This window comes from Bacillus cereus group sp. RP43, from assembly GCF_040459645.1.
Lineage (GTDB): Bacteria > Bacillota > Bacilli > Bacillales > Bacillaceae_G > Bacillus_A > Bacillus_A mycoides_C.
The window spans coordinates 3,125,010-3,151,236 of sequence record NZ_JARVHQ010000001.1 but is presented as its reverse complement, the minus strand read 5'-3'; the positions used below and the strand labels follow the sequence as shown (position 1 = coordinate 3,151,236).

The window sequence follows — 26,227 nt, the reverse complement described above, 5'->3', positions numbered from 1 at the left end:
TTGTCATAAAATTTACTTGTTTACAAGTTGCCAACACCATTCATTTTCTTCGCAGATTGCCTGTGGAATTTCAAAAAAAGGAACCAAAACAAAAAGAACAAACGCTTCTAAAAAACGTTTGTCCAAAGGTAATTACTATTTTAGCTAAGAAATAGATTATTATTTGTGAGTACGAGAAAGCTTTTTTATAAGTTTAGGAAATATAGATGTTAGTTCCTGCTTCAAACGCTTCGTAAACGATGGATCTTTACCTGAAGTTGAAATAGTGACAACATATTCATCATTTCGTATGACACCAGGTGTGTGAAATGATGATGCTGTACCGTCACTTACAACGTTAACCCATTGAAAATCATAGGCGGCCTGTTTGACCATCATATTTACAGTATGTTGATTTGTTGCCGCATAAATAAGATGGGCATCTTTAATATCATCATTAGTAAAAGTTTTTTGCCTCCATGTAATATAAGGAAGCTCTTTCATTTTCTCGCAAATTTCCGGGCTGACAACCGTGACAAAAGCGCCTGTATCCTTTAATCCAGACGCTTTTCGATATGCAATTTTACCACCACCAACTATAACAACCACTTTTTTATCTAGATTAAACATAAGAGGATACATGCTATACATACACACATTCCTCCATTCGCTCTAATAATGCCAACTTCATATATGCATCAAACTGAAGACAATTACAAGTTGTAACGTGATCATATTTTTTTGTATGCAATTTAATTTTCTGGAGCAACAATCCGGTAAAGAGAAGGTACGGCATGACATATACGTGGGACGCGGCCGATGTTATAGTCTTGAGCTCAGCAGTAAAAGAGGGCGTTCCTTTCGTTAAAAAGGAGCACGATACAGGCATACCGAGTTTTTGTTCGACAGCTGCTCCGATTTGTTGTAACTCATGTATTGGCTGTGGATCACTACTACCTCGCCCTACGAGTAAAATACTACTACCTTGCATTGGAATGGCTTCACGTATTCTTTTCACTACAAGTGCCACCATATGTGGATGCGTACTAAAAGGTGGTACAACTGAAAATGTTATTTGTGGATATTTCTTTTGTAGTTGCTCTATTTCAAAAGGAATATCACGTTTATAATGAGCTGCTTCAAATAATAAAACAGGTACAATCATTATTTCAGTTGTTCCCTCCAGTATCGCTTCTGTAACTGCATCTTCAATGGTAGGTGTTGTTAGCTCTAGAAAAGCTATTTTTTGAATTCCTTCTTTACGTTCTTTCATAACAGATTGAATAAAGTGAATGAATTGTTTGTTCCCTTCTTGAAGCCGGCTCCCGTGTCCAACATATACAATTCCTTTCATCGTACCACCAAATCTTTCTTCATAATAATGTCTTGTAATTGCTCATCTACATTATGAAATCCGACTTTATTCGCATAGTGTAAAGTTGGAGCGTCGGTATACGAGAAGGGAAGAGCAAGGATATCGATAAAGCCAAGGCGTTTTACTTCTGATAGAAACGTATCAATTGAAGCACGGCCATCAAATACAATGCTATCCCATGAGAATTCAGAAAGCATACGAGAATGGACTTCATCGAAACGACGGTCAATTGTATACTCATGAGTCATCATATAAGATCCGGCACCAATTTTCTCTTGAATAAAAGCAATTCGATTAATATTTCTGCCTAAGTAAACAGTTGTATCGGAAGAGAACTCTGCTTGTTTACTTAGTAGCCCATATTGCATAAGTTTTTCTTGAGTGGTAACGTTCATATACTGCAGTTTCGCCTGTAAGGTACGAATATCTTTCTGGTGTTTACTACATGATTGCATCAAGATTTCTACACTTTCAGATGAACAAAAAACAAGGCGATCAACGTTAAAAATTTCATGGATTTGTTCAGGGGTTAATGTGTATTCTTTCTTTTTGAAAGTTGGAATTTGATAAATTTCTGCACCGGACTCTTGTAACATTTGCTTTATTGCGCTTTTTTTATTTGTTGCAGATGCAACTAAAACCTTCTTGCCATGTAATGGTTTATATTCTTTCCAAGCGATTTGATTACGTAAGGAAACAACATCACCAACAATTGTCATTGATGGATTAGAAATATTTTCTTTTTTGACGATAGGAACAATGGTTGAAAGTGTTCCTGTGACAACGCGCTGTTTACCAGTTGTACCCCATTCAATGACTGCTACTGGCGTATCTTCTTTCTTTCCTGCTTGTAGTAAGTTTTCGCAAATTGTAGGTAAGTTTTTTATACCCATGTAGTAGGCGATTGTGTCGCTATTGTGGGATGAATTATATTTTCCATGATCGGCTAAAGGACCTTTTGCATGCCCAGTTAATAAAGTGACGCTATTACTGTAGTTACGGTGGGTGAGGGGGATACCTGCATAGCTACTAGCGGCGATGCTAGATGTAATGCCTGGTACAATTTCATATGGAATGTTCGCTGTTGCTAAAGTTTCTGCTTCTTCACCAACACGGCCAAAAATAGATGGATCTCCGCCCTTTAATCGAACAACGATTTTTCCTTCTTTCGCAAATTGAAGAAGGTGGGCGTTAATCATTTCTTGTCGCATAATATGATTCTTTGGCATTTTTCCGCAATAAATAAGTTCACATGTTTCTTTTGTATAACTAAGAAAGAAAGGGTTTAATAAACGGTCATATAAAACGATATCTGCACGCTTTAAACAATCTATCGCTTTCTTTGTAATAAGCCCTTCATCACCTGGTCCTGCACCAACTAAATATACATATCCGTTCATAATCGCACCTCATCTATTTTTATTTAAAAGGAAGCCAGAGGAGGCTTCCTTTTGTAAATTACATGTATATATAAATGTAACCATCAATAACTTCTACTTCGTATGTTTGAATACAGCCGTCATCAGGCTTTTGAACTTCACCTGTTAGTAATGAGATTTTCCAATCATGCAGCGGACAAAAGACGAATTCTCCAGATACAATTCCTTCTGCTAACGGTCCATTTTTATGAGGACAACGATTTTCTACAGCTCGAATATCGCCATTTGAAAGACGGAATAGAGCGATAGACATACCTTTCATTTGCACCTCTTTACCGATTTGTATAGGAAGGTCTTCTGCACGCATAACTTTTATTTTTTCTTTCGTTTGTATCATTTAGATCACAGCTCCTTATTTCACAGTTTCTACTTCATACATCGCTTTTAATGACTTCGTTTCTAATGCTTGTCCCCATGCTTCCGTATAAGTGCTACGAGCTGTTTGGAAGCGTTCATTTAGCGTAGTAACCATACTTGCATCTTGTAGTATTTCTTTTATGTGATCGAAGCCTAAACGTTCTGTCCAGTAGGCAGTACGCTCTCCGTAAATAGCAGTTTCACGATAATATTGCATGTAAGCTGTAGCGATGCGAAGGACATCATCTTCAGTAGGGACAATCATTACAAAATCAGCTTCGCGTACCTCTGTACCACCATTTCCGCCAATATAAAGTTGGTATCCATTTTCGACACAAACAACGCCAAAATCTTTCGTCAGTACTTCCGCACAGTTACGTGGACAGCCCGTTACACCCATCTTCATTTTATGAGGTGTATCTACCATTTCTAATGATTGTTCAAGTAACATACCAAGTCCTAATGAATCTTTCGTACCGAAACGGCAGAAGCGAGAACCAACACATGATTTTACATTACGAAGCGATTTTGAATACGCATATCCCGAAGTCATATTTAAGTCAGCCCATACGTTAGGTAAATCTTGTTTCTTAACACCATATAAGCCGATTCGGCTCGCACCTGTAATTTTCACAAGAGGAACATCGTACTTTTTCGCAACTTCAGCAATTTTCATTAAATCATCTGCTGTTGTAACGCCTCCGTACATACGTGGAATAACAGAAAATGTACCATCATGCTGAATGTTCCCGTTCATTCTTTCATTAACGAAACGAGATGATTTATCGTCTGCATATTCTACTGGAATCGCCATACGTAAATAGTAATTTAAAGCAGGACGACATTTCGGACAGCCGTCTTCATGTATAAAACCAAGAACATTTCGTACTTCTTTTGGAGATTTTAAACCTTTCTCGTGAATGGCCGCTACGACTTCATCACGGGATAAAGGTGTACATCCACATATACCGGCAGATTGCACTGAGGCATCAAAAGCATCTCCAAGTGTATGAGATAAAACTTGTTCCACAAGCGGGCGACATTTACCACAAGACCCTGCGGCTTTTGTGCATCCTTTTACTTCTTCAAAAGTAGTTAACTCTTGTTCTAAAATGGCATGTACGATTGTGCCTTTCGTAACACCATTACATCCACAAATCGTGTCATCTGCACTCATTGTAGCAACGTCAAGTTCACTTTCTACACCAGCTTTGTGAAGAAGAGAAGCAGCTGTATATTCTTGTATATCTTCTTCTTTCTTTAACATGCTAAAGAGGCGTGTACCATCAGCTGTGTCACCATATAAAACGATACCGACGACTTTATTGTCACGAATTAATACTTTTTTATAGGAACGTTTACATTCATTAAAGATTGATATTGCTTTCGTTTGATCATCTTCATAAATTTGGCCAGCAGAGAATAAGTCACAACCTGCAACTTTCAATTGTGTACCGACAATACTGCCTGCATATCCATCCGTTTGTAAATTCGTTATATGTTTTGCTAATATTGCACCTTGTTCATAAAGAGGTGCAACAAGGCCATATGCGATACCATCATGTTCCGAACATTCTCCAACCGCATAAATGGACTCATCATTTGTTTGCATATGGTCGTTGACTACAATGCCGCGATTTACAATTAAACCAGCATCTTTTGCTATTTGAGTATTCGGACGTATTCCGACAGCCATTACGATTAAATCACAATCTACAATTTCACCATCTTCAAATTGAATACCCTCAACATGATCTGTACCAAGAATCTTTACAGTTTTCTTTTCCATGAGAAATTTCATGCCTTGCGCTTCTAAATCTTCACGCAGAAGGGAAGCTGCTTTGGCATCTAATTGTTGCTCCATTAAGCTCGGCATTAAATGAACAACATGTACGTCCATTCCTAAGTCAATAAGACCTCTTGCGGCTTCTAAACCAAGTAATCCACCACCAATGACAACGGCCTTTTTCTTATCTTTAGCAGTATTAATCATAAATTGTGTATCTTCAATTGTTCGAAATCCTGTCACACCAGGAAGGGTGGAACCTTCAACAGGCAATATAAAAGCACTAGAACCTGTTGCGATAATGAGTTTGTCGTATGTAAGAGTACGGTTTTTTTCTGTGACAATGACTTTTTTTTCTCGGTCAATACTTTGAACTTTTTCGTTTGTATATAAAGTTATTTCATTTTCTTCGTACCAACTATATTCATTCATAATGATATCTTGTATATTTGTTTTGCCTTGTAGAACATGAGATAGCATAATGCGGTTGTAGTTTGGATGCGGTTCATCTCCAAAAATAGTAATATTATATAAATCACTATCATGTTTTAATATTTCTTCCATACAGCGTATTCCAGCCATACCATTTCCAATCATAACTAAACGTTTTTTCATATTCATTTCCCCTTTTATGTGAAATGTTGAACAAAGAATTATATTTCTATTATAGAAAATCAAAAAAGGGGAAGATGTGATATTTATCACATTTTTATAATGATTCACAAATTGTTAAAATTCGGATTTATGTGAAGGGAGAAGCGAAAGAGAATTTGGTGATATGGGTAGAGGGCGAGGGGAAGTATAAATATTTTTCACACAATGAAAAAGCAGGACATGAGCATTTATACTCATGTCCTGCACTTTATTTATGCTTTTGTAATTGCACGCGGAAATAAAATATTATTTTCTAAATGAATATGCTCAAATAAATCAGATTCAATGGCTTCAAGGCGCTGGTAAACAAGGCAATAAGTGCCGCAAGCCCCTTCTGGTGGAGTAAAGTCATTTGTCACCTTACGAAGTTCTTTAATAATATTGCCAGCGTGGTTATGTTCATTCTCCAACTCATCTACTACTTCACGTAACTTTGCATAGTTTTCATCAGTTGGATTTTGTTCGAATTCTAAAATTAACGGGAAATCTTCCGTTTCTTCTTTAATTAAATGTTGTTCTAATTCCATTTTAAGTTCATGAAATAGTTTATGAATTTGAGCTAAATGAGGCTGATTTGCCCCATGAACGCGTAATACTTTCGTCACATATGGACTTAACTGTGGCAACTCTTCATTTAAATAACGATGATGCTTATTTATAACATAATCTATTAACTCGCGATAAGAAGCATTTTTCCAATCAATTTCAGATTCGTTTAATAGTTTCGTTTTATGATAAAGCGTATTTAACTCTGTAATTACTTCTGTTGCTGATAAATTTCTTTCATTAATTGCATCAATAAGTGATCTATTACCACCACAACAAAAATCTATTCTATATGATTTAAAAAGATCACTAGCTTTCGGAAATTGTGTTACAATCTCACTGATAATTGAAGTTTCAGTAAATGTATGTTTCATATGAATGCCTCCATAAAGTTTAAATGTAATATCTAAATCAAGAATAGCGATAAATGAAAAATAATGTGGTGATTGAAATCACTTATAATGTGTCAGTTTTGAGAATTCTAAAATGAGTTTTATAAAAGGGAGAGGGAGGGTAATTGGTCGCAATAGTTTCTGATAATAAAAAAAGAAGCTTACTAGAAGCTTCTTTTTTTATTACTATTTTTCACATGCAACTCCATCGCCATCACGATCAAGTTTAGAGCTATAACCTGGTTGATCTCTATATAAGGGAGCTTTTCCAGCATTCTTAACTTCAGTACAATTTTTGTAAATTACATTACTATTGTTACTTGTAGCTGGTTTTGTTTGAGCTTGCTGTGCTTTTTGCTGCTCTTCTTGTTGTTTGCGAGCTAGTTCAGCGGCTTGACGTTGCTGTTCTTCTTGTTGTTTACGAGTTTGCTCAGCAGCTTGGCGTTGTTGCTCTTCTTGTTGTTTACGGGCCTGTTCTTCAGCTTGACGCTGTTGTTCTTCTTGTTGTTTACGAGCCTGTTCTTCAGCTTGACGCTGTTGTTCTTCTTGTTGTTTACGAGCTAGTTCTTCAGCTTGGCGTTTCTCATCTTCTTGCTTGCGAGCTAGTTCCTCAGTTTGACGTTTCTCATCTTCTTGCTTACGAGTTAGTTCCTCAGCTTGGTGCTTTTCCTCTTCTTGTTTACGAGTTTTTTCGTCCGCTTCTTTCTTTTCTAATTCCTTTTTCTTTTCGTCATCTTTTTTCTCTTCACTATTAGAAGCGACTTGTTTATTAGTTGCTGTCGTTTTTTCAGAAGAAGGACCTGAAATACCTAATAGCGCAACAAAAATGACAAATAAAATAGCTGTAATAATAAATTGTTTTTTTGCTACACCTGTTCTCTTAATAACAGATAATATTGCAAGAACAAGGAAGAATATAAATAGAATGAAACTTAAAATAGCAAAAAACTCGACGACGGGGTGTTCCGATTTTGTTGTGCCAGTCACTATTAAGATAATTGAAATCATAAACAGAATAACGGTAGAACGCCCATATTGTTTTGCTTTCCCATTTTTCTTAAAGAATGAAATGATACATAAGATTAAAAGAATGATAGCAATCAAAAATAAAGCTACACCAATATTACTCAAAATAGCCATTTTTATACCTCCATTTGTAAGATTTTCTCTATTGATTATATAGGAATTTATTGGATATTACACGTTTTATATAAATTTAGAAAATTAATATTTTTAATAGATAAATAAACATTTATTCTGTATATAAGGAAAAATAGATTTAATTCCTATTACCTTTTGAAAAAATTTTCATAGATTATAGTATCCCGTTTGAAAGGAGGGGATTTGAATGGAATTCCAATTGTTAGTAACTTGCGTGTTACATGAAGGCAATGCTTACTTTTTAGTAACGAAAGTAGATGATGTTATTACGTTGAAAGTGCCAATTACAGCAGGAGTAGCAGGCTTATTTTTAGCTTTAGGTGTACCGAGATGTTCTTAATTTAGATTTTGATAGTAAAAGGATGAGGGACAAGCCTTATCCTTTTACTATTACATAATTTTTTATGTAAACTAAATGAGGTTTTTTCAGTTTTTTAATATTATTTTTGCCATAGCACGTTTAAAACGGACATGCATATACTATAATGTTTCATTGGCCTTTGATGATGAACGATAGTTTTAAAAAGTGTATCGAGAGTAGAAGTGATACTCTTTTCAATAATGAAAATAGAAGAGGTGCTAGTATATATGAAAAGACGAACGTATGATATTCCAGTCGTGTTGCGAAGAGAATGGTTTTTAATAGAGTTAGCGCATTTAACAAAAAAATATGGGATTGAAATTGCAACTAGTAAAATAGAAGATGCACCATTTCTAAGAGATCAAGTTACAGAATTGAGAATAGGAGCTGGGTTGCAATACGATAAATATGATGATGAGTACATCATCGAGTTTTAAACAAAGAAGCTGCGTATAAAAGGTTATTAAAGAGACCTTTTATACGCAGCTTTTTTGTAAAGAGAATGCTTTATTGAGAAATATTCAAAACGCTTATTGTAAAAAGGAATGAAGGAATGTTGAGAGAATAACGTTTGATAAGAAAGGAATGCGGCTATTAATTTCTTATTATATTGTATCGTAAAAGTAATTGATTGAATGGAATTTAAAACAATTGGTGTTCAACAAAATGGTAGCGTTTTCTTTCGGGAGAAAAAAGGGGGATGTTAATGGGAATTATGAAAAGGAGTATCGCATTATTTATTGTACTTTGTTTTATGAGTCCAATGGTTGTTAGTACAAATATACACGCAGAGGTTGTAACAGAGCTTAAGACTGGCTTTCCAGATCAAGAAGTATTTACTCCTGGAGAATGGTTTTTAGGTCAGAAACCTGCTAATTATGATGAGAATAAACCACCAATTCTCTTTGTGCAAGGAAGAAATGGTAATGCGGATAGTTGGTATGGAAAGACAGTATATCATGATATGAATGATATGTACGACTACGCTTTGAAAGCAGGCTATCAAACTGTATTTATTCAATTATACGATGCTGCTGGGAAAGGATCAGCTAGCCAATGGGACAATGGAAAATTGTTAGCGCAAAAGCTTGAAGAAATTTATAATCATTTTGGTAAAAAAGTGAATGTTGTAGCTCATAGTAAAGGTGGTATTGATACACAAGCTGCTTTAGTTGGATATGGAGCGAATCGATTTGTTGGAAATGTTATTACGCTTGCCACTCCGCATTACGGATCAAATTTAGCAGATTTATCATATAGTTGGTGGGCAGGATGGCTTGCCTCTATATTAGGTCAAAAAGATGATGGGACATACTCATTGCAAATAGGTGAAATGGCAAAGTTTCGTTCTACAATAGATAATGATCCTGCAGCTAAATTAAACCGTTACTATACGGCTACTGGGACAAGCTGGGGACCTGTTTTTTCAGCATTATCTACGGGCGGGTTGTATTTGTCATCATACGGTTCTAATGATGGATTAGTGAACGAATGGAGTGCTAAGTTACCATATGGAACACATTTATTTACAGATTCACGATTTGATCATGATAATATACGAAAAGGTTCAGCCGTTTTTGCACGAATTGAACCATATTTACGGACAGCAAATGTACCAGTACCAGCACCAGCTTTATTAGCCCCGAGTAATAGTTCAGAGGAAAAGGTAGAACAATTAAACACAACTTCTAATCAAGCTATTTTAGGAGGAGAGTTGTCACAAAATGAGTGGGTAGGACAAACTGTCGCAGTTGATAAAAAAGCAGAAGGGGTAGTTTCTATTTTAACAGCTTCTTCGGATGTAGAAATACAACTAATATCTCCAAAAGGAAAGGTTTATACAAATAAAGATAGTGCTGTATCTACTGGTGAAGGTGAATCTCTCTTTAAAGGAGCGACTATAAGAACATTTAAATTTGATAAAATGGAAGCAGGAGAGTGGCAAGTTAAAATGATGGCGAAGCAGCCGAAAGATGCATATTTAATCGTGACCGATTACAAAAAAGATGCTCCGTTCGTCCTTCAAATGCCGGCAAAGGTTAAAGTAAATAAAGCAGAGTATAAACTCAAAAAATCACCTGCAGCTCCAGAAATGAAAGGCGATCTTTCAGTAACAGTAAGAGTAATTAATAAAGATGGAAAATTAGTTTCTGAATCAAATGAATCGCAAAATATTAATACAACTACATTTACAGGTGCTTTGAAAAATATAGAACAGCCAGGTGTATATAACGTTACAATTGATATGAAAGGGATGAATAAGGAAGGACAACCTTATAATCGTACGATAGTTAAATCGGTTTATGTGGAGAAGTAGGAAAGAATGAATCTGTTTTAATAAAAAAAGTGCCGTAAGCTGGCTTAGATGATTTATGTGAATGGTCGCATGAACATTTTTTATACGAACTGGAAGATTGATGGCACGAACATTTTTTATATAAACTAGAAGAAGAGTGGCATGAACACCTTTTATATGAGCTTGAAGAATGATAGTATGAACCCAATATATTACGTCCTATTATTAATAAATGTATAACACATAGTAGTCTATGCAATTGAAAAGTAATTGGCGTGTATACTTGTCCATATATAAGGTGATAGATTTGGGATAAAAAGATAGCATCATATAAAGTGCTCTAATGAGGAGATATAGTTTTCAAAAGAATAGAATTAGAATATCATATGTTATGACTTTTGAAGACGAAAAAGGCTGAAAATTTAGCAGATAACTCTATCCCAGGTTTTAAAATGTTGAAATATGTAAACTTTAAGATAGTATATCGCCAAAGTAAAGAAGGGAAGTATTTAAAGGACAGCATTTTAGTTAAACAGAGAAATGGAAAAAGCGATGACTAAGTTGGAAACTTAGTCATCGCTTTTTATTTATACAATTGAGCAGGAAGAAGACAAAAAATATCGAATGAATGTAATTATACAGAATTGTTTGCATTTGGTATGAATAGTAGTTAAAGATACGTTAGTTATAGTTCAAACAGTAAGAAAAGAGAGATTAAATAATAGAGGGAGCAACTTACATGGAAAATATATTAAAGGTATCCTCAAAATCAAGTCCGAATTCAGTGGCAGGTGCAATAGCGGGCGTACTAAGAGCAAGTGGCAATGTAGAAATCCAAGTAATTGGAGCTGGTTCTTTAAATCAAGCGATTAAAGCGATTGCGATTGCAAGAGGTTTTGTCGCTCCAAGTGGAATTGATTTGGTTCTCGTTCCAGCGTTTCAAGAGGTTACTATCGATAATCAAGAAAGAACAGCAATCAAATTAATTGTAGGTCCTAGAAGGAAAAGATCTTAGTAGCGAACATTAATATAAGGGGATTTAAAAAGGTCAATAGACTCCAAAAAGTTAGTCACGCTATTTCATTTGACAGTTCCTTGGGCGTGGATACAGTATTGTACCGGATTCATGACTATTAATTCTCCCTTATGTTTAGCGGATTTTTCTAGAAACTTAAAAATGCCAAATCCTTTGTGACATAAGGGATTTGGCATTTTTGAAGTTTTTATGTTTTTTAAAATAAACAACCCTAAAACTGCGCATTCTTCTCCCAAGATTCAACGATATAGTATGAGAAACCTTATTATATCAAGGTTTGTAAGTTGTGATTTACCTCGATGCTTACATTTTGCTCACATTAAATCTGTTCATTTTTTATCAGGTGTTTTCATTAGATTTTATTATCTCTCGAAGTTTTATGCTGCTTGTTGCAGCATATTCTGTGTGAGGTGACTATACTTGTCTAAAGTCATTTGAATAGATGAATGCCCTAAACGATTTTGTACGATTTTAGGTTGTTCCCCGGCCTGAAGCATGAGTGTAGCGTGAGTATGTCGTAAGTCGTGTATACGAATCCGAGGAACACCAGCTTTTTTATAGTGATCATTCAAGAAGCGATGAGGAGCATCTATATGTAAGGGCGAATGTATCGTATTGCCGGTGAAAATAAATGCCTTCGCATTCAAGTGTATACCCCAGTGAATACTTCCAAGCTCGTTTTGAGTGGCTTATAAGGGGCTTCGAAGACCCTATGAAGGAAAAAGAAGAAACAAGAACAGAAACAAAAGAAAAAGAAGAAACAAAAACAAAAGAAGAAGTAGCAAGCTGCTCAAGAGATAAAAAAGTTACAGAAGAAAATCCAATAGCATTTTATGAGCAAAACTTTGGAGTTCTTAAACCATTTGTGGCTGAAGGGATTAATGCGTGGATTGAAGATTTGAATGCACAGCTTGTTATCAAAGCAATGAAAATAGCTTTAGAAAAGAATGTACCCAATATGTCTTATGTACAAGGTATTTTAAGAGATTGGCATGCCAAGGGGTATAAGAGTATTACTGATGTTGAAGCTGCACAAACTCAATTCCGTAAGAAATACCAGTCTCGTGGTGGGGGAAGTAATGCTCGAAAAGAAATTGTTCCTGATTGGTTACATACTCAAGGTACGGAAACACATCCTCAGTCAGTAGAGCATAGTGAAATCGAATTAGAAGCTGAACGGAAACGTTTAGAGCAAGTATTATCTAAATATAAAAAAGAGGCTTAGGAGGATTGTAATGCCAAAGCAGTTAACAATATTTGATGTTGAGCCTGTAGTAGCATTCGATACTGAGAAAGCACACATTCATCGATTAAATTCTAAAGTTCGCTTTACGGATGTAGTTGTTCAAGTACCAAAGCATGTAAGAGCTACTGATGAATTAAAACCAACAACAGCGCCAAATGAGTTATCTTACACAATTGAACAGTTAACGCAATAAGTTAACTGTTCAATTGGTCCAAACGTTATGCAGGAGGATAAACAGTTGCCGTAAGTCCAATAATGTGAACGAATATTGAAACAATATTTGCACGGAAATTTTCAGTAACTGTCACTTGATAGGTATAAGTGCCTGCTGGACCAGGTATATCAACAAATGTAAAGTTTTTATCCCAATTATAAATCGCATTAGTAGCCGTTGCTCTCATATAGTTTCCACTCTGACTGGTACTTACTAGCGTTGTGGATGGAGTTCGATTTAATTGAAATAACTCATCAAATAAAATAACTGTTGCACCTATGAGAGCATTAATTTCAAGAACAAATGTAGCATCTTTATATATGAACCATTAAAAAGATTAACATAACCCTACTGATTGGGATCAAGTGTATGTAGACATTTTTAATAAAGTCCCTTTGAAAAATCAAAAGGGACTTTATGTTTGGAAAATCAGAGTTATCGGTTGCTAATTATGATGCTATTTCTTCGGCAGTGAGGATAACAGATAATATATCCTCAATATTCGTATTAGGAGGAGTGGTTCTTCGTACCAAGTTACCTTCTAATATATATATAAAAGTTCCTACTCCAGGCTTATCAAAAGCTGTAAAAGTAGTAGTTAATTCATCAAAATCTGTATTTTGAACAGATTGGATAGTTGCAGCTGGTGCTATGCGTCTAATTCGAAATCCAACAACAGTTGCATTTGGAGGATTGGAACTTACGGTTGAGAAAACAGTCTGCGAATATATTGTTGCCATGAATCTGATGATATCGTTAGGATTATTAATAGTGATACTTACTGTTGAAAGAGGAACAAATGTTGAACTTGTTAAATCAGGAAGTAAAGCAGTATTAACACCCACTTTAAACTGTCGTAATCCATTTGGTACTTCAGGTAAAGGGAAAGCGCATGTAAATGGTAAATGTGGGTTATTATTAAATTGGCTCATAAATTTCACCTCCTATTATTTGATTCATTATTAATATATTCAATGAGTAATTAAAAGGAATATAGAGATTACCTAATATTACCAATAAAAGTGATAGATATTTAAAAAAATAGTTATTTTATGATTGAAAATAAAATAACCCGCTATTTAAAACGGGTTATTCCCACAAGGTGTGCAGGAAATTCAAGGTAACTAGACCAGAGCATATGGTACAGACCTGATATCGATCCGAAAAGAAGTGAAATGGAAATTATCATGATGAGATACTGTCTTAAATAGATAGTATTTGTAGGCATCCATAGAATAAATATGGCTAATAAGACAAGTAGTGAAGTGTACATTGTATAAGATATTTGGAGCTTGATTCTAAGTCTTTCTATATCGTTGGTACCTATTTTCTTAAATATTATAGAGAATAAGATAACAGATGCTAGAGAGAGAAGGGGTGTCATACCTACAAATAAATTAAAATGAAGAATATCACTAGATAACCAGGATTCTATCCATTGGAAAATAGCCATTTTATCATCATTTCTTAAATGTCTAAAAAAATAATTGTTAATATATTGTGGGTTATTGGAGGGTGACAAAAATTTCATTTTGTAGAAAAGAGGAAGCTAAAAAAGAGCACTATATATAAGTGCCCTTTTGGAGAGGGAGTATAAATTCCTATCATTCTATACTAGTATATGCACTGTATTATGTAGTTGCTACTAAAGTTAATGTCAGTTTTTTAAATTAGAGGTTTCTTTTAATGAAACCTCTAAAAAGAAAACTAAAGTTACGTTATAGTAAATTCAATTGCAATAGGAGTACCTCCATCTAGGACGGCTCCTCCTACAATAGTAGCAGCTGTAGTAGTCACACCAGTAATAGTGTCACCTGTTTGAATAATGCCATTAATATAAAGCGTAAAAAAAGCATAAGAAGCAGGGAATGTTGTTACAGCACCAGTGTCATCAGTGAAGTCTGTGTTAGCAAAAGTTAAATCCGCTCCAGCGGCAGTTCCTGTTGCTGCTGTACTTACAAATCTTCTTCCAGCTATAAAAGGCTTAACGATAGGCATTTATGTTCACCCCTTTTTGAGAATTAACTCAGACAAGTTTTTGAAAGTCTTGTCCTGTATTGTATTCTATGTTGTGCTTCCTTTAAAAGATACGGCTTGTACACTAGTAAAAAAGTATAATTCTTATGTATTTATAAAATATAGGTTGGTTTGTTCTAAGTGATTAAAAAAGTATCTTACATGCAAAAATTTAATTTTGTCGCAAATAAAAGAGCAGTTAGCCCAGTCTAACTGCTCGATACAGAGGTAATAATCTAGATGTATAGATATTTATGCCGAATTATTTATTTTATTCGAGGAGGGAGAGAAGTAGGCCATTAACATGAAGATGTGTCAATTCATATCCTGTAAGTACTAAATTAATGACGGGGTAGATTGAGAATGGATGATCCGATTAAGGAGATAGTTGGCGCTTGGTTTGTTGCAGTAGGGACAATTATTGCTGCGATTGGGAGTACACCTTTAAAAAGATTGAACAGCGAATTAAGAAAAGACTTGAACGTATGGGGGAATGTATTACAGGCAACCGGGAATGGTCTGGAAGCTGATGGACAAGGAGAAATATCCCTTGAATTGATTGGGAACGAAATCCAATCAATTGGTAATGTAACGGTTCCAACAGGACTCATTATAGAATTTGAAGATGAAACACAAAAAAAATTAGTGATTGCAGGAAATTGGATACAAGCATTAGGTGGTGTTACATCAATAGGTGGGGAAATAGAGGATAGTTCCAATATAGATGAATCGTATAACATTGTCGGGAATGTGTTACAAGCGACTGGTAATTCATTACAGGCAATAGGTGGAATAGAAGAATCGAAAGCTAGTCGAGATAAGGTGGGGGAAAATACGGACAATGACAATGATGATGATGATGGGTAGCTTATAGTGATTATGGGGAGTTGGATCCAAGCAGTTGGTTCTGTAGTTTCATTAATCGGTCAAATAAGAGAAGAAAGCCAGGAGATAGAAGAAAACAATTTACAAGAGAATTGAATAAAAAAATCCTTTGAATAGAATGATAGGTTAATTGCGTTAAAGAAAATGGTATAATAAATGAAATTAAATATTTAGTCCTACTGGAAGAAGCAGCGGACATCAAACCATAAAGAGTAGTAATAATATTGCTCTGTGGTTGGGTGTCCGCTTTTTTGTTTTTTATTAATAAAATAGACAAGGGGTGTTTTTATATATGACGCAATTAACTTTCTTACCTAAAATTGACCGCAAAGCAACACAGGTTCGTTTAGAAGAGATTTTAGAAAATGTTCGTATTTATAGACAATTTGGGATGATTAGAAACGAGATGAAGGTCACAACTTCTTGTGAGGTAAGATATCACGGTCCAATAAACATTTTAGGAAATCCAGCTGAAGATGTTGCTTTAGCAAATGTTGCAATGAGTGAAAGAGAATTGAAATTACAACGTTTATCTTTTCAAATTGATAAAGCATTAAGTCGGTTTAGCAAAAATCAACGAGACATCATTGTAAAACGATATTTGGAAGATGAGGAAGTCTTTGATTATATGGTTTATAACGATATTGGTATGAGTGAACGTACATATAGAAGAAATAAATCTAATGCTTTTTATAAACTAGCTTTCGCTCTTAGATTAGAAGTATATGAGATAAAAGAGCAGAATGGGAGGGAGGATCTATGAACTTTGTTCAACCTATTCGTGATCCAGAGCAAATACAACATATTAAAGAATACCTAAGGGAAAACAATGAGCGTAATTATATTTTATTTGTGATGGGAATTAATACAGGGTTTCTTACAATTATTATGTCAAACGTTTAATACTGATACATATTATACGATAAACTCGAAATACTCCGGGAAATCAATGTTATTCATATTCTCTATGCCGCCATTTTCTTCTATGTGAGCATATATTTTGTGAATGCATTTATATAATAAGGAAATATGTTTCTCAGGCATATTATCTAGTAAAATAAATGCTTCTACACGGTTAGTTGCATTCTTTGCAACTTTAAAATTCCATCTACTATAAAGCTCTGGATTTAACATACAAGATTCAGTATCTGGACCGAAACTGTAAATCACATTTTCTTTATCCTCATTTTCTTTTATTATTGCTATTAGTGGATATCTTCCCATTGTTCTCAACACTCCTTAATCAAAAACTTTATCAAGAGGAACTTTTAAATGCTCATCAAAAGGTATCATTGGCTCAGTTTCAGGTGAATCCCATGGGCGTCCTGAATCAACTGTCTTACGATGTGCTGTTACATAATCTGTTTTAAAAATTCTTTCAAATCGAGATTCAAAGTATTCCTGTTTTGAAATTATGTAGGAAAGGGAAGAGATTGTAAATATAAAATACAAAAATGAAGACTATGTGTATGTGAAATATGATATAAAGATGTATTCAGACTCTGGAAGAACAAAATTAGTTGATTTGTATTCAGAACAGTTTGCTGAAAGATATAGATAATACTTTTCTTTAAAATAAAAAACTGAACTAGGTAATTTCCTAATTCAGCTTTTTTAACATGATTTCACCCATATAGAATTTTTCTACCAATAAAATTAAGCTTCCACTTTTTACAAGAAGGACATAAATATAATTCAATAACAACAATACTGTCCTCAACTAACTCTTCAAACTTATCAAACGGCATTGTATCAACCATTTTATATACATCCATACATTCACCACATTCACACTTCGCACTTTCTATAGAACGAGAATTAAATACTTCTAAAGCATTATTACATAAGAAGTAAACCAATTCATGTGAAGGCTCTATTTCAGACGCTTCAGCTTCACGCCATACGTTTCTGGGAATCTCAGGTGATACACTTACTAGTCAATCCTCTATTATTTGACGCCAATCGAATAATAGAGTTCGTTTTTATTTAGTTTAAACAATTCTGTTTCTAAAGATATAAATACTAAGACTGTGTATTTTGTTGTAAAAATGCTTCTAAAATTCTTTTAACTGGCAGACTCGATTTTTTCAGTAGACTCTCTGCTTTATCCATTATTTGCTTGTTGGAAGCGATTATTTTTTTATATTCTTCATTGTTAAAAGAACGCAAAGAGTCTATTACATATTCAGCTAATTCATCATTCGCATTGAGTAAATCTAGTAATAAATTGAATCCATTCATCCCAGTATCTTCATCTATACAATATACTAATCTAATTTTATATTTATCATCTCTGTCCTTTAGATTTTGAAGCAATTTATCCCAATCATTTTCAGTAAATTCACTTATCAACTCTTGTACATACATAAATTCATCATCATAGAAGTAGTTATCTGAGCTATTTTCAGATAATACTGCATCTACTTTTTCATACATTTATGTTCCTCCTCTATTTGGTAAATCCACCTGGTAATGGTGCATTAATTTGACCTGTTGGATATCCACTAACCACATTGTCACCTATTTTTATTACATCAATTTCTACGCCGTCAATAATTTCCCTATGAAAAGTTGCTCCATCTCTCCCTCTAATACCTAACGGGGAAGAGTTACCTATATCAGTTATACTATCTAAAATCTTTGTATCACTCCAACTATCTGGAAATATTGTACTATTTTTTATTTTAGCCAATTTCCCATCAGGGAATTGAGTCGTATATTTGATATCTTTCGTACCATTTGGATTGACCTTAAGCGTCTCTGTAGCATAATTAGGATGACTATTTTTAATATTTGATGAATGTCCTCCAATAATTTCATTTTTATTAGGATTTTTTCTCTGTCCCAAAAGAATTTTCTCTTCCATTTCGGATGAAATAATTGACTTAGTCCCGCTGGCTTTCCCAACAGGTACTTTTTTAGCTGTATTTGCAGCCTCAGTAGCTTTAGCAGTCATTTTAACTCCTTTTCCTACTTTAGCTATCTTTCCAAAGGGTGTAAGGCCGGCTACAGCCATGACACCTGCCCCAGCACGTTCCCATCCCGAAAGTTTTTCGCCAGTAGATGGATCAATACCATCCCAAACACGACGAACATCATACTCACCACTTATTTCACCCGCTATATCCCTAGCTAGTTTTTTACCATCAAAACCCTCTTTTTCTGATGATAGTGGTCCACACATTGCACCTTTTTCCATTGTAACATCTTGATTATCTGTATTGCGGAATTTTTCGGCAATTCGTTTCAAATCTTCTTCCACTTGTATAAGTGAATTGATAGATGTAAAAGCTTTTGGTCTCGCATCATTGAACATTTGAATGAATTGTTGATTAGAGGCACCAATCCATTGAAAACACAAATGATCAATTTCATTACATAAATTATTATGTATAGATTCTAATGCGATTCTGGTATTACTTGCACGATTAGCAACTTCTTCTAGCATTTCAGGTGTCACTTTGATTTGAACCATTTCTTTCCTCACTTTTCCCAATTAAAATTATGAGATAAAAAGAAAACAATGTAAATATCTAATTCTAATGTAGAGATAAATGTAGCCTATGTATATGTGAAATAACAAAAGAAACCGGCTCTTTATTTAAGCCGGCTTTTTTTATTGTTAAGATGTTTAGAATTTACTTTTAGACAATGCTTTTAATATAGGATTTATGATTTTACTTAATAAACGAAATTCGTTAAATATAGATTTTATAACCTTCATATTATCGTCCACCTAAACTAAATAAACCATATCAACTTCATACCAAGGATGTAAACATTGTATTTTCAAAGTGAATGGTGGTGTTATAACTAGATTAAGACTGAATAATCTGATAATTTTTTATCAATAAATAGTAATTGTTATGATATGCGCTTTGATAGGGAGATTTGTTATAATATTTAGATAATAATCTTAGAAAAGGGGGATTTACATGGAGACAAAAATTTCTACTACTAGCAAGGGGTATGAGCTATTAGAAGAATGGTATCATGAAATGCTTGCTCAGCATATAGAGAAGGCAAGTATTTTAAAAATTGAAGCAGATAATATATTTAATAAGGTTAAAGAAGATACAGATTCTTTTATTTATTACTCCCTGTTAAGATTTAGGTATCAAATGTTAAAGGGGAATTTTGAAAAAGGGCTAGAAGGGTTAGAATACATAAAAGGTATGCCAGATGGTTTACTAAAATATTACTATCATTTCTTTAAATTTATTTATGCAACAGAAGTTGGAAACTACAATAGTGCAGAAAAACATCTTGAATCTGCAAGTGATTTATTAGATATGATGTCCGATGAAAAAGAAAAAGCAGAGTACAATTATCGTGTTGCGCTATATAAATATTATATTTCACAACCTACTTTAGCTATTAATTATGCCACAAAAGCTCTCGATTATTTTTCAAGCCATGAAGGCTATGAGACTAAAAAGGGAGCGTGTGAAAATACATTAGGTATGGCTTGTATTACTTTAGAACAATTTGAATTAGCAGAGGAATATCTAATTTCTGCTCTAAATATGTTTCAAACACTTGATGAACAATCGCTAGTTTTAAAAGTTCGTAGTAATTTAGGAGTACTGTATGCCGAACAAAATTTATCAGATTCAGCTATACGTCATTTAGAAGAAGTATATAAAGCGTGTCAACATACAAAATTGCATTATCAAAGAAGGGTAATATTCCTATTAGCTCGAGAACATATTAAATTAAAACAGCATAATGATGCAGCTTTTTATATTAAAGAGGGCTTGAAGGATTGTAATCAAGAATATATTTATCACCTAAATATTATGGAGTGTATAAATAATAATGAATCTATAGCGGAATTGGAAGGAATTATAAATAAAGCGCTTTCGTACTTTAAAGAACAAGAATTGTGGAAAGACGTTCAAATTTATACCGAACTACTAGCAGGTAAATGGTATAATGTGGGTGCAAAGGAAAAGGCGTGTGAGTATTATCATTTAGGTCATGAAGCGAGAACTTTATTAAAAGAAAAGGGGCGTTTAAAATGAAAAAGATTAAAATTACATTAATGGGTCTAATCGGTATTGCAGTATTATCGTTTGGTTTAAATAGTCCTAGTATTGAAAAAAGTGCAGCACCTACACTGAAACAAGAAAATATTATTTCATATTCAGAACATGGTACAGGAATCTAATAAATAAGAAAATTACCCCCATCAGTTATTAAAGAAATAAATAATTACTAAGCAGTAAAATAGATAATATAAACAAAGCAAGATGATGACAACATCTTGCTTTGTTCAATTGTGAAAAATCATTGAACTGTAACGAATTTTTTAGAGGATATTTTAAATAGGAAAGAACAGATGAAAAACTGAAACAAGCCTTAGCTATTTAGGTTTGTTTCAGTTTGTGGGGGCACCCACGAAACCACCCACAATTCACCCACAAAAATAGAAAAAGTGATGAATCACTATGAAACATCACTTTTATAAAACCTTGATAAATCAACGTTTTTGACGCGATTTAAAACTTGATGAATCCAGAGGATATATTCCGCACACAAGTTCAACAAAGGGAAGGGGAATGTCTATTTATCAAGGGGATCTAATACAGTTTAATTAAAAGGTTATTATTTGCTCACATTTTGCTCACAAATAATATAAAAACATGTGAAAAAATATGAAATACCCTTTTGAAGTAGAATATAATATAACAAATAAAAAGCGTCGCAAATGCTTGTATAACAGGCATTTGCGACGCTTTTATAGTTTTTCTGAACATAAAATAAACAACCCTAAAACTGTTCATTCTTCTCCCAAGATTCCACAATATAATGAGCAATCGTTGGGTTGAATCCTTTACCAACTAAGAACATAATCGCAGCAACTTCTGTTAAAGCATGTTGGTGTGATGTATGTTTCGCTTCATTTAAACCGTAATCTACCCAAGGTTTTACGAAATCAAGTACAGGTTTCTTTAAAGGTAAAAACTGTGTACCGACAACTTGTTGGATTTGTTGTTGTGTTGGTTCTGTAATAGGTCCTGGTGGTAAAATTTGTGGCTGTGTAATATCGAATGTTGGACCAGGCGGTAAAATTTGTGGTTGTGTCGGATCGATAGTTGGTGGTGCAGGTGGTGAGACACGTTGGTCGGAGTTTGGTTGATACATCGGCTGTTGTGGCTGAGTTGTATATGGATTTTGCTGATATTGTTGTTCTTGGGTTCGCTGCGGTACATATGGATTTTGTTGTTCTTGAATGTACTGAGTTGGGTATGGATTTTGCTGATATTGTTGTTCTTGAGTTGGTGGTGCTGCATATGGATTTTGAGGATATTCATAATTTGGACGTGTGTCATATGGATTTTGTTGATATTCAGTTTCTTGAGTTTGCGGTGTTGCGTATGGATTTTGTTGATATTCAGTTTCTTGAGTTTGCGGTGTTGCGTATGGATTTTGTTGATATTCAGTTTCTTGAGTTTGCGGTGTTGCGTATGGATTTTGTTCGTATTGAGGCTCTTGATGCTTTGTTTCTTGCTCCCCATATTGTTCAGCATATCTTTGTTCCTGATGTTGAGGGTGAAAAGGTTGTTGTGGGTAAGGCGGTTGATTATTATAGAACATGTTGATTCCTCCTTAATAATGATGCCTACCACCTAGTGTATGGGCGGACAAGAAAATATGTGATGAAAAAATGCGGGCGTGTTACAATAAGTAACTGGGTGAAGATAAAATGATAAAACAAGAAAAAATACAAAAAACAATAACTTTCGTAAAGCATATTTTAGAAAAAGATGCGAGTGGGCATGATTGGTATCATATTGAACGCGTACATAAATTGGCGATTTCTTTATCCGAGCAAGAAGGGGGAAATCGTTTTATAATTGAAATGGCAGCATTACTTCACGATGTAGCAGATGAGAAGCTAAATGAGAGTGAAGAAGCAGGAATGAAAAAAGTTTCTGATTGGTTAGAGGAGTTACATGTTGAAGAAGTGGAAAGTAAACATATTCTTCATATCATCGCCAATATGTCTTACAAGGGCGGTCATGGTGGCACAGTTGAGTCACTTGAAGGGAGAATTGTTCAAGATGCGGATCGTTTAGATGCTCTTGGTGCAATTGGAATAGCTCGTACATTTGCATACGGAGGGGCGAAAGGGAGATTAATGTATGATCCAACTATTCCGCCTCGAGAAGTGATGACGAAAGATGAATATAGAAAAAATAATGATCCATCTTTAAATCATTTTTATGAAAAACTTTTGAAGCTAAAAGAGTTGATGAACACGAATGCAGCAAAACAAGAGGCTGAAATTCGTCATCGATATATGGAACAGTTTATTGAACAATTTATGAAAGAGTGGAATGCACAAATATGAAAATGTTAACTGTGGAGAACTTATCGAAATCATATGGAGAAAAACCGTTATTTGATGGATTATCATGTAGTATTACAGAAGGACAACGTGTCGGAATTATTGGTGTAAACGGTACTGGTAAATCGACATTATTAAAAATTATTGCAGGATTAGAAACTCCTGATACAGGTGATATGACGCATTCACGTGGTTACACCATTAGTTATTTATCACAGCAACCAGAGTTTGATGAAAAACTAACAGTATTAGAGCAAGTGTTCCATGGTGATACACCTTTAATCCGTCTTCTTCGTGATTATGAACAATCGTTATTAAATATCGAAAAAGATCCGAGTAATGAAAAAGTACAGGAACAATTATTTGCAGTGCAGCAACGTATGGATGCAATGAGTGCATGGGAAGCAAATGCAAATGCGAAATCTCTTTTAACGAAATTAGGAATTACAGATTTTACTGCAACTGTTGGGAATTTATCTGGTGGACAGAAAAAACGTATTGCGATGGCACAATGTTTTATTGAAACACCGGATCTATTAATTTTAGACGAGCCTACGAACCATCTTGACCATGAGACAGTTGAATGGTTAGAAGAATATTTAGCAAGATATACAGGGGCGGTATTACTTGTAACCCATGATCGTTATTTCTTAGATCGTGTGACAAACCGTATTTTTGAATTAGATAATGGTAAACTATATAGCTACGAAGGAAACTATAGTACATTTTTGGAAGCGAAAGCACTTCGTGAAGAGCAAGAATCGGCACAAGAATCCAAACGCCAAAATTTATATCGTCGTGAACTTGCTTGGATTCGCCGTGGTGCAAAAGCCCGTTCGACGAAACAAAAGGCGCGTATTCAGCGTTTTGATGAGCTAAAGGGACAAGAAGGACCAGCTGCAAAACAGTCAGTTGATATTGCACTAAGTGGAAGTCGTCTAGGAAAGAAAGTACTTGAGTTAAAAGATGTAACGAAAAAATTTGGCGATAAGACGGTATTACATAATTTTAATCATATTGTGAAACCAGGCGATCGTATCGGAATTATTGGGGCGAATGGAAGCGGGAAATCTTCTCTATTAAATATGCTTGCAGGAAAACTATCTCCTGATAGTGGTGAAGTTGAAGTAGGACAAACTGTAAAAGTTGCTTATTATACGCAAGAAAATGAAGAGATGAATTTAAATCAGCGTATGATTGAATACATTAAAGAGATTGCAGAAGTTATTCATACAACAGATGGAAAAGTAATTGGTGCATCTCAAATGTTAGAACGTTTCTTATTCCCGACGCATTCACATGGTACACCGCTTGGTAAACTATCTGGTGGCGAAAGAAGACGTTTATATTTATTACGTATTTTAATGGGAGAACCAAACGTACTACTACTTGATGAACCTACGAATGATCTAGATACACAAACATTAACAGTACTGGAAGATTATTTAGAAGATTTCCCAGGTGTCGTTTTAACTGTATCGCATGACCGTTACTTCTTAGATAAAGTAGTAGATGAATTGTTCATCTTTAGTGGCGAGGGCGAAGTGCGTGAATTCCTAGGTAGTTATACAGATTATTTAGAAATGGAAAAAACGAAAGAACTTATTGAGAAAGCGGAAGTTCAAAAAGAGAAAAAAGTAGTAGAAGAAGCTCCAAAACAACAACGTAAACGTAAACTTTCATACAATGAGCAGCGTGAATGGGAAACAATTGAAGATACAATTGCCGAACTAGAAGAGAAAATTGAGTCAATTGGAGAAGAACTTGCGAAAGTTGGATCTGACTTCACAAAGGCACAAGAATTATCTGAAGCACAGCAGAAAACAGAAGAAGAGCTAGAACAAACGATGGAAAGATGGAGTGAACTATCAGACATCGTTGAAGGTTTAAAATAAAAACAAGCTGCATATATTGAAAAGTAAAGAGAAAAACTTTACACTATTGGTAGAACCTATTTTAGGAGGGAAAAAATGAGAACATCTAATCCAATGTTGAAAAAAGAGGCATTCCGTAAAGAGGGAGCAAATGCTTCTGCGATGACTATTGGCGGAACAGTAGGCAAAACGTTTATCATGCTTATCTTGCTGCTTGCAACGTCTGTCTATTCATACATACAGATGACGCAAGGTACGATGAAGATGCCAGTATTAATTGGTGCTTTAGTTATTGCGGCAATCGTTGCGTTTGCGTCTATATTCTTCCCGCGCATATCACCTATTGGTGCACCAATCTATGCAGCGGTAGAAGGGGTAGTGTTAGGAAGTATTTCAGCGGTTTATACAATGAAATTTGGCGATACTATTGTTTTAAACGCTGTATTACTAACAATCTCAATTCTATTTGCGATGTTAGTTTTATATGCAACGCGCGTAGTAAAAGTAACTGATAAATTCCGTACGGGTGTAATAGCAGCGACAATGGGAATTATGGTTATGTATTTAATCGTATTCTTATTAAACATGTTCGGTGTTACTGTTCCATATATTCACCAAGGTGGAACTATCGGTATTATCATTAGTGCGGTTGTTATTGTAGTTGCTGCATTAAATTTATTACTAGACTTCGATTTAATCGAAAGCGGCGCACGTAGCCAAGCTCCAAAATATATGGAGTGGTACGGTGCAATGGGTCTAATGATGACTCTAGTATGGTTATACTTAGAAATTCTTCGTTTTGTTTCTTACTTTACGAAAAATGACTAATAAAAAAATCCTGCATGAAATGTGCAGGATTTTTTTATTTTCAAAGATAAATTGAAAATGTGGATGTTGGCGACTTGAATTGAGGGGGATGGAATATGATGAAAGAGAAAAAAGGGATTATGAAAAAACTATTTTCTAAAAGTTTTTTCATAGAACTAGATGACGCTTTAACGTATCCTTCATCACAAGTTATTACTTCAGCTATCGAAGGGTATGCGGTTGAATGTCATGAACATATAAAATTTGAGAGTAAAGTTAAACCGATTACTTTTTATTTAGAAAGTGTGTTGTACCGCGTTGAAATAAAGATGGCTCGCGGAGGATATTACATATCTTGCAGTGAAGTATAATATTTTTGGAAACCTTACATGTTTAAACTATGTAGGGTTTCTTTTTTAGTTTTGTAAGATATAAAGTAATACTTTTTA

The 26,227-nt window shown here is 34.6% G+C and carries 27 protein-coding genes and 6 pseudogenes; 16 read left to right on the top strand and 17 right to left on the bottom strand.

Translation table 11 applies throughout. The annotated features are described in order from the left end of the window. Nucleotides 1-159 precede the first annotated feature (159 nt). The 7 genes from QCI75_RS16415 to QCI75_RS16385 all read right to left on the bottom strand — a co-directional run bounded on the left by QCI75_RS16415 (nucleotide 160) and on the right by QCI75_RS16385 (nucleotide 7,668). Nucleotides 160-630 (bottom strand): precorrin-2 dehydrogenase, encoded by a 471-nt coding sequence (locus QCI75_RS16415; protein WP_144507523.1) that lies wholly within the window; start codon nucleotides 628-630, stop codon nucleotides 160-162. Further along, nucleotides 623-1,333: a sirohydrochlorin chelatase gene (locus QCI75_RS16410; protein WP_144507521.1), complete on the bottom strand. Its 711-nt coding sequence runs from the start codon at nucleotides 1,331-1,333 to the stop codon at nucleotides 623-625. The genes QCI75_RS16415 and QCI75_RS16410 overlap by 8 nt, the downstream gene beginning before the upstream one ends. Further along, nucleotides 1,330-2,754 carry a uroporphyrin-III C-methyltransferase gene (locus QCI75_RS16405; protein ID WP_353760840.1) on the bottom strand — a complete coding sequence of 475 codons (1,425 nt, stop codon included), beginning with the start codon at nucleotides 2,752-2,754 and terminating at the stop codon, nucleotides 1,330-1,332. The genes QCI75_RS16410 and QCI75_RS16405 overlap by 4 nt, the downstream gene beginning before the upstream one ends. Nucleotides 2,755-2,812: 58 nt before the next feature. Continuing rightward, nucleotides 2,813-3,130, bottom strand: a complete 318-nt coding sequence (gene nirD / locus QCI75_RS16400) for a nitrite reductase small subunit NirD (protein ID WP_353760839.1) — start codon at nucleotides 3,128-3,130, stop codon at nucleotides 2,813-2,815. Nucleotides 3,131-3,145: 15 nt separating this feature from the next. Further along, nucleotides 3,146-5,551: an NADPH-nitrite reductase large subunit gene (gene nirB / locus QCI75_RS16395; protein WP_144507515.1), complete on the bottom strand. Its 2,406-nt coding sequence runs from the start codon at nucleotides 5,549-5,551 to the stop codon at nucleotides 3,146-3,148. Between the two features lie 251 nt (nucleotides 5,552-5,802). Beyond that, nucleotides 5,803-6,510, bottom strand: coding sequence for an iron-sulfur cluster repair di-iron protein (gene ric / locus QCI75_RS16390; protein ID WP_353760838.1), 708 nt, complete (start codon nucleotides 6,508-6,510; stop codon nucleotides 5,803-5,805). A gap of 204 nt (nucleotides 6,511-6,714) precedes the next feature. Beyond that, nucleotides 6,715-7,668 (bottom strand): excalibur calcium-binding domain-containing protein, encoded by a 954-nt coding sequence (locus QCI75_RS16385; protein ID WP_353760837.1) that lies wholly within the window; start codon nucleotides 7,666-7,668, stop codon nucleotides 6,715-6,717. Nucleotides 7,669-7,876: 208 nt separating this feature from the next. Between QCI75_RS16385 and exsG the strand changes: the two genes are divergently transcribed. The 3 genes from exsG (at nucleotide 7,877) to QCI75_RS16370 (ending at nucleotide 10,367) form a co-directional block, all read left to right on the top strand. Beyond that, the gene (gene exsG, locus QCI75_RS16380) at nucleotides 7,877-8,029 is read left to right on the top strand and encodes an exosporium protein ExsG (RefSeq protein ID WP_144507509.1); all 153 of its coding nucleotides are present in this window, start codon (nucleotides 7,877-7,879) and stop codon (nucleotides 8,027-8,029) included. A 248-nt stretch (nucleotides 8,030-8,277) separates the two neighbouring features. Further along, a complete protein-coding gene (locus QCI75_RS16375; protein WP_144507507.1) occupies nucleotides 8,278-8,487 on the top strand; it encodes a hypothetical protein in 210 nt (69 codons plus the stop codon). 263 nt (nucleotides 8,488-8,750) lie between these two features. Continuing rightward, on the top strand, nucleotides 8,751-10,367 hold the full coding sequence (locus QCI75_RS16370) for a lipase family alpha/beta hydrolase (RefSeq protein WP_144507505.1): 1,617 nt from the start codon (nucleotides 8,751-8,753) through the stop codon (nucleotides 10,365-10,367). 22 nt (nucleotides 10,368-10,389) lie between these two features. On the opposite strand, the pseudogene QCI75_RS16365 reads toward QCI75_RS16370, so the two are convergent. Continuing rightward, nucleotides 10,390-10,554: pseudogene (locus QCI75_RS16365) on the bottom strand (preprotein translocase); the annotation flags it as partial. 190 nt (nucleotides 10,555-10,744) lie between these two features. Between QCI75_RS16365 and QCI75_RS16360 the strand changes: the two are divergent. Then, nucleotides 10,745-10,906, top strand: coding sequence for a hypothetical protein (locus tag QCI75_RS16360; RefSeq protein ID WP_353760836.1), 162 nt, complete (start codon nucleotides 10,745-10,747; stop codon nucleotides 10,904-10,906). A gap of 179 nt (nucleotides 10,907-11,085) precedes the next feature. Then, a complete protein-coding gene (locus tag QCI75_RS16355; RefSeq protein ID WP_000427797.1) occupies nucleotides 11,086-11,361 on the top strand; it encodes a stage V sporulation protein S in 276 nt (91 codons plus the stop codon). Nucleotides 11,362-11,721: 360 nt separating this feature from the next. Here QCI75_RS16355 and QCI75_RS16350 read toward each other — a convergent pair. Then, nucleotides 11,722-12,041 (bottom strand): annotated as a pseudogene (locus tag QCI75_RS16350) (tyrosine-type recombinase/integrase); the annotation flags it as partial. A 2-nt stretch (nucleotides 12,042-12,043) separates the two neighbouring features. Here QCI75_RS16350 and QCI75_RS16345 point away from each other — a divergent pair. Beyond that, nucleotides 12,044-12,607, top strand: a pseudogene (locus tag QCI75_RS16345) (DnaD domain-containing protein); the annotation flags it as partial. A gap of 10 nt (nucleotides 12,608-12,617) precedes the next feature. Further along, a pseudogene (locus QCI75_RS16340) lies at nucleotides 12,618-12,815 on the top strand (cell division protein SepF); the annotation flags it as partial. A gap of 31 nt (nucleotides 12,816-12,846) precedes the next feature. Here QCI75_RS16340 and QCI75_RS16335 read toward each other — a convergent pair. From QCI75_RS16335 to QCI75_RS16325, 3 genes are all read right to left on the bottom strand, one after another. Next, entirely contained in the window at nucleotides 12,847-13,029 is a 183-nt protein-coding gene (locus QCI75_RS16335) for a hypothetical protein (RefSeq protein ID WP_144508690.1), read from the bottom strand. 262 nt (nucleotides 13,030-13,291) lie between these two features. Next, nucleotides 13,292-13,774: a hypothetical protein gene (locus tag QCI75_RS16330; RefSeq protein WP_144508689.1), complete on the bottom strand. Its 483-nt coding sequence runs from the start codon at nucleotides 13,772-13,774 to the stop codon at nucleotides 13,292-13,294. Between the two features lie 781 nt (nucleotides 13,775-14,555). Next, nucleotides 14,556-14,840, bottom strand: a complete 285-nt coding sequence (locus QCI75_RS16325; RefSeq protein ID WP_137058269.1) for a DUF4183 domain-containing protein — start codon at nucleotides 14,838-14,840, stop codon at nucleotides 14,556-14,558. A gap of 381 nt (nucleotides 14,841-15,221) precedes the next feature. Here QCI75_RS16325 and QCI75_RS16320 point away from each other — a divergent pair. The 3 genes and pseudogenes from QCI75_RS16320 to QCI75_RS16310 form a co-directional block, all read left to right on the top strand. Further along, nucleotides 15,222-15,839, top strand: a pseudogene (locus tag QCI75_RS16320) (DUF6944 family repetitive protein). A gap of 196 nt (nucleotides 15,840-16,035) precedes the next feature. Further along, entirely contained in the window at nucleotides 16,036-16,506 is a 471-nt protein-coding gene (locus QCI75_RS16315) for an ArpU family phage packaging/lysis transcriptional regulator (protein WP_144508688.1), read from the top strand. Then, nucleotides 16,503-16,616, top strand: a pseudogene (locus QCI75_RS16310) (site-specific integrase); the annotation flags it as partial. The gene QCI75_RS16315 and the pseudogene QCI75_RS16310, both read left to right, overlap by 4 nt. A 42-nt stretch (nucleotides 16,617-16,658) precedes the next feature. Here the strand turns inward: QCI75_RS16310 and QCI75_RS16305 are convergent. From QCI75_RS16305 to QCI75_RS16290, 4 genes are all read right to left on the bottom strand, one after another. Further along, on the bottom strand, nucleotides 16,659-16,967 hold the full coding sequence (locus QCI75_RS16305; protein WP_144508687.1) for a hypothetical protein: 309 nt from the start codon (nucleotides 16,965-16,967) through the stop codon (nucleotides 16,659-16,661). Between the two features lie 401 nt (nucleotides 16,968-17,368). Continuing rightward, nucleotides 17,369-17,518 (bottom strand): hypothetical protein, encoded by a 150-nt coding sequence (locus tag QCI75_RS16300; RefSeq protein ID WP_186320993.1) that lies wholly within the window; start codon nucleotides 17,516-17,518, stop codon nucleotides 17,369-17,371. 247 nt (nucleotides 17,519-17,765) lie between these two features. Beyond that, nucleotides 17,766-18,179: a hypothetical protein gene (locus QCI75_RS16295; RefSeq protein WP_000273070.1), complete on the bottom strand. Its 414-nt coding sequence runs from the start codon at nucleotides 18,177-18,179 to the stop codon at nucleotides 17,766-17,768. Between the two features lie 13 nt (nucleotides 18,180-18,192). Continuing rightward, nucleotides 18,193-19,218, bottom strand: coding sequence for a WXG100 family type VII secretion target (locus QCI75_RS16290; RefSeq protein WP_353760835.1), 1,026 nt, complete (start codon nucleotides 19,216-19,218; stop codon nucleotides 18,193-18,195). Nucleotides 19,219-19,678: 460 nt separating this feature from the next. Here QCI75_RS16290 and QCI75_RS16285 point away from each other — a divergent pair, with 460 nt between their 5' ends. Further along, complete coding sequence (locus QCI75_RS16285) at nucleotides 19,679-20,767, top strand: response regulator aspartate phosphatase (RefSeq protein WP_144507975.1); 1,089 nt, start codon at nucleotides 19,679-19,681, stop codon at nucleotides 20,765-20,767. Continuing rightward, on the top strand, nucleotides 20,764-20,913 hold the full coding sequence (locus tag QCI75_RS16280; RefSeq protein WP_000721300.1) for a Phr family secreted Rap phosphatase inhibitor: 150 nt from the start codon (nucleotides 20,764-20,766) through the stop codon (nucleotides 20,911-20,913). The genes QCI75_RS16285 and QCI75_RS16280 overlap by 4 nt, the downstream gene beginning before the upstream one ends. 602 nt (nucleotides 20,914-21,515) lie before the next feature. Here QCI75_RS16280 and QCI75_RS16275 read toward each other — a convergent pair. Continuing rightward, the gene (locus tag QCI75_RS16275) at nucleotides 21,516-22,343 is read right to left on the bottom strand and encodes a hypothetical protein (RefSeq protein ID WP_353760833.1); all 828 of its coding nucleotides are present in this window, start codon (nucleotides 22,341-22,343) and stop codon (nucleotides 21,516-21,518) included. Nucleotides 22,344-22,452: 109 nt separating this feature from the next. Here QCI75_RS16275 and QCI75_RS16270 point away from each other — a divergent pair, with 109 nt between their 5' ends. The 4 genes from QCI75_RS16270 (at nucleotide 22,453) to QCI75_RS16255 (ending at nucleotide 26,149) form a co-directional block, all read left to right on the top strand. After that, on the top strand, nucleotides 22,453-23,100 hold the full coding sequence (locus QCI75_RS16270; RefSeq protein ID WP_144507979.1) for an HD domain-containing protein: 648 nt from the start codon (nucleotides 22,453-22,455) through the stop codon (nucleotides 23,098-23,100). Next, entirely contained in the window at nucleotides 23,097-24,992 is a 1,896-nt protein-coding gene (locus QCI75_RS16265; protein WP_144507981.1) for an ABC-F family ATP-binding cassette domain-containing protein, read from the top strand. Before QCI75_RS16270 ends, QCI75_RS16265 begins: the two co-directional genes overlap by 4 nt. Before the next feature lie 75 nt (nucleotides 24,993-25,067). Then, entirely contained in the window at nucleotides 25,068-25,799 is a 732-nt protein-coding gene (locus QCI75_RS16260) for a Bax inhibitor-1/YccA family protein (protein ID WP_144507983.1), read from the top strand. Nucleotides 25,800-25,894: 95 nt separating this feature from the next. Then, entirely contained in the window at nucleotides 25,895-26,149 is a 255-nt protein-coding gene (locus tag QCI75_RS16255) for a DUF4318 domain-containing protein (protein WP_144507985.1), read from the top strand. The last annotated feature ends 78 nt before the right edge of the window (nucleotides 26,150-26,227 follow it).